Genomic DNA, 3,580 nt, shown 5'->3' on the forward strand with positions numbered 1-3,580 from the left:
GTTTTTCTCGCCCCCGCCGCCCCTACCCGTCCCATCCCGTACCTGGGGGCTGCGCCCCCAGACCCCCCTCCGGCCCTGAACGGGCCTTGTCCTCAAACGCCGGACGGGCTAGAAGTGCTGGCGGGCGGAAAGGGGCTGGGCCGAACGGGCCTCTTCCTTGGCTCTCAGGCCGGCTGAGACGACCCGGGCCCGCGCTGGACAGATGCGGTGAACGGGTGGGTGGGAAACGCCCCCCTCAGACATCCCCACGGGCTCGTCGCTTCGCCGGGTTTCCTGTTCGGCGGGCCTGTCGGGTGCGTGAAGCCTCGTACTCCTGGCGGTGGAGGGACTCGCCGGGGGCCTCTTTCAGGGAGCGGAGGAAGTAGGCGGCCAGGGTGCCTACGAAGCCGATCGTGAGGAGGCCGCGGAGAGAGGCCTGGCGGGCGGGGTCCGGGTGGGTGGTGAATGCGCCCCAGGTGTGGCCGAACGCCAGTGCGCTGCATACGGCGAACATGACCACCACCAGGAGGGTGACGATGCCGCCGACCTCCGCGATCCGCAGGCCCTCGTAGGCGAAGCGCAGGATGAGGCAGGACGCGATCGTCGCCGTCAGTGAACCCGCGGCCACTCCCACCCTGCGTGCCGTGTACCCGGCGTCGTGGTTCACCCACGTCGTGCCGAAGAAGCGGAGGGGCTCCGGGCGGGGGCCGTCTGTACGGGCGCCGCCTGTCGTACCGGTCTTGTCGCTCACCCCTCGATTATCGCCAGCCGGGCGCCGGCACCGAATGCAGGTGCCGGTGCCCGGCTGGCTCACGCGGTCAGGAGCAGTGCGGTGCCACGTAGCCGTCGCTGCCCGTCAGGACGTACGCGTCCGAGACGTACTCACCGTTGTCGATGTTGTCCCAGATGTTCGACGTACCGTACGGACCGGCTATCGCCTCGCCGGGGCGCTGGCAGTAGATCGGGATCTTGGCGCCTTCGGCCAGTACACGGACGATGCTGTAGGCGGTGCTGGGGCCGCTGCGGACGTTGAGCCGGTAGCCGGGGGCGACCGAGTAGAAGCGGACGGACGTGGTCGCCGCCGCTGCGGCCGCCGCAGTCGTGATCGTCAGCTCCGTGCGGTCTGAAGCCTCGTCGGGCGTTCTCTCCGCGATGTGGTCTGTGGACATGAAAAAACCTCCCCCGTTGAACCCCATGACTGCCATGGGGTCCCGTTGATACCCCTAAAACACGCCATGAAACACATGTGCGTAACTCGTACACCAACGTCAGCAAGCCGCCTCTGTCCCGCAACGCTCATCGACTAGGCTCCGTGCGTCGCGCGAGCGGCCGAACAGCACGGGGGTGAGTCCATGACGCCACAGCGGAACGCCGGATCCGGAGCGGAAGCGGAATACCCGGAGTACGCCGGTCAGTACCGTCTGGACGCACGGCTGGGTTCCGGTGGCATGGGCGTGGTCCACCTGGCCCGGAGCACCTCCGGGATGAAGCTCGCCGTCAAGGTCGTACACGGCGAGTTCGCCGAGGACCCCGAGTTCAGGGGCCGCTTCCGGCAGGAGATCGCCGCCGCCCGGCGCGTCAGCGGTGCCTTCACCGCGCCCGTCGTCGATGCCGACCCCGAGGCCCAACGGCCCTGGATGGCCACCCTGTTCATTCCCGGGCCGACCCTCGCCGACGAGGTGAAGCGGAACGGGGCGATGAACCCCGGCCAGTTGCGGCGGCTTATGGCCGGACTCGCCGAGGCGCTGCGGGACATTCACCGGGTCGGAGTCGTCCACCGGGACCTGAAACCCAGCAACGTACTGCTCGCCGAGGACGGTCCGAAGGTCATCGACTTCGGCATTTCTCGGCCGAAGGACAGCGAACTGCACACCGAGACGGGCAAGTTGATCGGCACGCCGCCGTTCATGGCGCCCGAGCAGTTCCGGCGGCCGCGCGAGGTGGGGCCCGCCGCCGACATCTTCGCCCTGGGGTCGGTGATGGTGCACGCGTCGACCGGGCGCGGGCCGTTCGACTCCGACAGTCCGTACGTCGTCGCCTACCAAGTCGTGCACGACGAGCCCGACTTGACCGGTGTGCCGTCGAACCTCGCCCCGTTGGTGCTGCGTTGTCTCGCCAAGGAGCCCGAGGACCGGCCCACTCCCGACGAACTGATGCGGGAACTCAGGTCGGTTGCCGCCTCGTACGACACCCAGTCGTTCGTACCCGAGCAGCCGCGCACGCCGAGCCCCCCGGACGAGGAGACCCACGTCCGGCGAGGAGGCGCCGGCCGCTCCACCGGTCCCTCTTCCGCCGACTCCCCTTCCTCCGAAGGGCGTTCGGACCGGCGGCGGCTGCGCAGGCGCGTTCTGCTCGCCGCGGGTGCCGTTGTCCTCGCCGCCGGATGTGTCGTCGCCTCGCTGCAGCTGGTCGGGGGTGATCCGGTCGCCCGGCCCAAGGGCCATTCCTCCGGCGCCGGTACGACGGCCGCCGCCGCCGGTTTCCGGGCCTGGACGGTGCGGCCCGCCACTGGCGGCGACGCCGGGATACCTCAATGCGCCTATGGCGGCGAGAAGTTGTTCTGTGCCCAGAAGGGCCTCGTCTCCGCTGTCGACCCCACCGACGGCACCGTCCTGTGGCGCCACCCGATCGACGCCACCCTGATTCCGAACCGCCCGCCGGTTCTGTCGGGCGGGCTCGTGCACCCCGCGCTGAACGTGGGCCCCCGTCTGGAGGCACTCGATCCCGGCACGGGCCGCCCCCGCTGGCAGGAGACCGTGTCCGACCGCGTCGCCCTCGGGTACGCAGGCGGCATGACCCTCCTCACCGGCACCGACGGGAAGGTCACCGGCGTCGACAGCGAGTCCGGCGACAGCAAGTGGCACCGGAGGATCGCCGGCCTGGACGGCCCTCGGCTGTTCTCCTTCGCCGGCGACCAGCTGGCGTACGCCACGAGCACGGCCGAGGACGGGGCGAGCACCCGGGTCGCCGCGCTGGATCCCGGCTCCGGTAATGTGCGCTGGCAGGACAAACTGGACGGGGATCTGCAGCCGATCGGCACCACCGACGCGGGCGCCTCCGTCTTCTTCGCCTCCGTCGACACCGTGTACCGGGACACTGTCGCCGTCATCGACTACGACCCGGCGACCGGCGCCTCCCACAAGGTCGAGGTGCCTCTTCCGCTCCAGCGGGCCCATGGTGTCGTGCGCGGGAACATCGTCTACCTGACGGGCGGCGGAGGTTCGCTGATCGCCGTGGATCTGAAGGCGGGCAAGCAGCTCTGGCGGCTGGAGACGTCCGTGAGCCTCAGCTCGGCGCCGGCCACCGACGGGCGGTACGTGTACTTCACCGCCGCCGACGGACGGCTGCTCGCGGTGAACGCCCGTACGGGGAAGCTCGCGGGGCAGACGCCACCTCGGCTCGGCCCGGCCTCGGACACGGTCGCGGCCTCGCTGCCCACCCCCGTCGCCGCCGGCGGACGCGTCTACGCGAGCGCGCCCGACGGTTCCGTCTTCGCCGTGGACGCGGCGGACCCGGCCCGCTGGTGACGCGGGCCGGCTGAAACACGTACGCCACTTGAAGCCCGTAGAGGACAAGGACAGGTAGGCGCGAACGAAACGAG

3 protein-coding genes are annotated in these 3,580 nt (G+C 70.3%); 1 reads left to right on the forward strand and 2 read right to left on the reverse strand.

Annotated elements, in window-relative coordinates; translation table 11 throughout:
* Positions 1-235: 235 nt before the first annotated feature.
* Together STRTUCAR8_RS06425 and STRTUCAR8_RS06430 are read right to left on the reverse strand one after the other, a co-directional pair.
* On the reverse strand, positions 236-730 hold the full coding sequence (locus STRTUCAR8_RS06425; protein WP_006374682.1) for a hypothetical protein: 495 nt from the start codon (positions 728-730) through the stop codon (positions 236-238).
* 67 nt (positions 731-797) lie between these two features.
* Positions 798-1,148 (reverse strand): hypothetical protein, encoded by a 351-nt coding sequence (locus STRTUCAR8_RS06430; RefSeq protein WP_006374683.1) that lies wholly within the window; start codon positions 1,146-1,148, stop codon positions 798-800.
* A gap of 183 nt (positions 1,149-1,331) precedes the next feature.
* On the opposite strand from STRTUCAR8_RS06430, the gene STRTUCAR8_RS06435 reads away from it, so the two are divergent.
* Complete coding sequence (locus STRTUCAR8_RS06435) at positions 1,332-3,506, forward strand: serine/threonine-protein kinase (protein ID WP_006374681.1); 2,175 nt, start codon at positions 1,332-1,334, stop codon at positions 3,504-3,506.
* The last annotated feature ends 74 nt before the right edge of the window (positions 3,507-3,580 follow it).

This window comes from Streptomyces turgidiscabies Car8, from assembly GCF_000331005.1.
Taxonomy (GTDB): domain Bacteria; phylum Actinomycetota; class Actinomycetes; order Streptomycetales; family Streptomycetaceae; genus Streptomyces; species Streptomyces turgidiscabies.

Excerpts from the sequence above, each read along its gene's own strand:
- STRTUCAR8_RS06430 (WP_006374683.1), bottom strand. The coding sequence starts at position 1,148 with ATGTCCACAGACCACATCGCGGAGAGAACGCCCGACGAGGCTTCAGAC.
- STRTUCAR8_RS06435 (WP_006374681.1), top strand. The coding sequence starts at position 1,332 with ATGACGCCACAGCGGAACGCCGGATCCGGAGCGGAAGCGGAATACCCG.